A 1,701-nucleotide genomic window follows, 5' to 3' on the forward strand; every position below is an offset into this window, starting at 1 on the left:
CCTATCTCCGCCCCCTCTACGACGCCCTGTCCGACCGCCTCTCCATGAAGCGGGTCCGGGCCCTGAGGACCGAGGGCGCCATCGAGATCGCCCCGGTCGGCTTCATGCGTGGCCGGACCCTCAACAACGCCTTCGTGGTGATCGACGAGGCCCAGAACTGCACCTACGGCCAGCTCAAGATGCTGCTGACCCGCCTGGGCTGGCACTCCACCATGGTGGTCACCGGCGACCCCAACCAGTCCGACCTGCTGCCCGAGCTTTCGGGCCTGGGCCCGGTGGCTGAGAAGCTCGAGGCGGTCGCCAATATCGCCGTGGTCCGGCTGAAGGACCGCGACATCGTCCGCCACCCGCTGGTGGCCGAGATGCTGGGGGTTCTCTGACCCCTGAAGGCCGGCCCCGGGAACTCCGGGGCCGGCCGGGTCAGCGCACCTTCGTCCACAGCCGTCCGTTGCGGGCCAACTCCGCGCCGTGCTCGAACATGTTGTTCAGCAGGCCATGATCGAACCGCAGCATGTTGATGCCGCCGAAATCCGCCGGGATCGAGGCGGTGTGCAGCGAAAAGCCGTTGATCTCGCAATAGGCGCCCACCGCCCGCAGGGCGTTGCGATAGGTTGATCGCAGCATCAATTCGAAGCTGCGGATCAGGATCGGCACCACCCCCATCGGGGTCGCCGCCGAGACCGGCTCCAGGGTGGTGTTGACCAGGGCGTAGACCTCCACCTCCCGCACCGCCCATTGCTGGGCGCGACGCACGATCAGCGGCTCGGGCGCCACGAACAGCGGGGTGATGGTGCCGCCGTCCACGTGCATCTCGGCGAAGACCGCGTCCTCCGTGGCGACAGAGATCATCTTGGGCGGAAACAGTCCCGGCATGCTGGCCGAGGCGACCAGCACATCCTTGAACAGCATCAGGGCCTCGGGCCCGCCCCGGCTGGCGATGGCCCCCATGTCCCAGATCGACAGCTTCTGGGTGTCCAGATTGGCGGTGGCGACGAACAGGCGTCGGCCCTCGGCATGGGCGGCGGCGACGGCCACCAGCAGGTCGGCGTCGATGTAACGCCGCACCAGTCCCGACAGCGGGTCGCTGGCATAGAGGCCAGCCCCCGGCCGCAGGGTGGTCCAGTCCAGGATCACCGAGGTCTGGTCGCCCAGATAGGCGCCGGCCAGATGCTCGTCCCAGTCGGAGCCGAGGAAGGCGAAGGGGGCGATCAGGGCGCCGGTGCTGACCCCGGTGACGATGTCGAACTTCGGACGGCTTCCGGATTGCGTCAGGCCCAGCATGGCCCCGGCCCCGAAGGCGCCGCCCGCTCCGCCGCCCGACAGGGCCAGCACCCGCAGGCAATCTGGGGTGGAGGTCGGGGCGCGGGTCGGCAGTTCGCCATAGAAACGCGCCAGGCCCTGCTCGTCCTCGTCGCCGATGAAGCGGACCTGGGAGAACCCGGCCGGCTCGGCGCGCACGCCGCCGGGCGGCGGCCCGACCCGCCCCAGACGCCTGGGCCAACTTGGCTTCATGATCCCTCCGCCACCGACGGGATCACCTTAGCAACAATCGTGGCCAGCGTCGCGGGCGCACCGCCCGGGAGGGGCCGGCGAGAGGCGGCGACCGGGCCTCCCGGTCAGGACAGGAGGGAGGCCCGGTCTGAGTCACCTCACTTCGCCGCCCGCCCCCCCGGGCGCGGCGTCGAAGGCCTGGGTTTGACG

Annotated in this window: 2 protein-coding genes; one reads left to right on the plus strand and one right to left on the minus strand. The window is 70.1% G+C overall.

Translation table 11 applies throughout. The features are described from left to right. Positions 1–380, plus strand: a 380-nt coding sequence (locus tag Q7T09_RS07895; RefSeq protein ID WP_304699030.1) for a PhoH family protein, incomplete at its 5' end; no start/stop codon positions are given. A 40-nt stretch (positions 381–420) separates the two neighbouring features. Here the strand turns inward: Q7T09_RS07895 and Q7T09_RS07900 are convergent. Further along, the gene (locus Q7T09_RS07900) at positions 421–1,512 is read right to left on the minus strand and encodes a patatin-like phospholipase family protein (protein ID WP_304699031.1); all 1,092 of its coding nucleotides are present in this window, start codon (positions 1,510–1,512) and stop codon (positions 421–423) included. Positions 1,513–1,701 lie beyond the last annotated feature (189 nt).

Origin of the sequence: Phenylobacterium sp. (assembly GCF_030645195.1) — a bacterium.
In the GTDB taxonomy this organism is placed as follows: Bacteria; Pseudomonadota; Alphaproteobacteria; order Caulobacterales; family Caulobacteraceae; genus Phenylobacterium.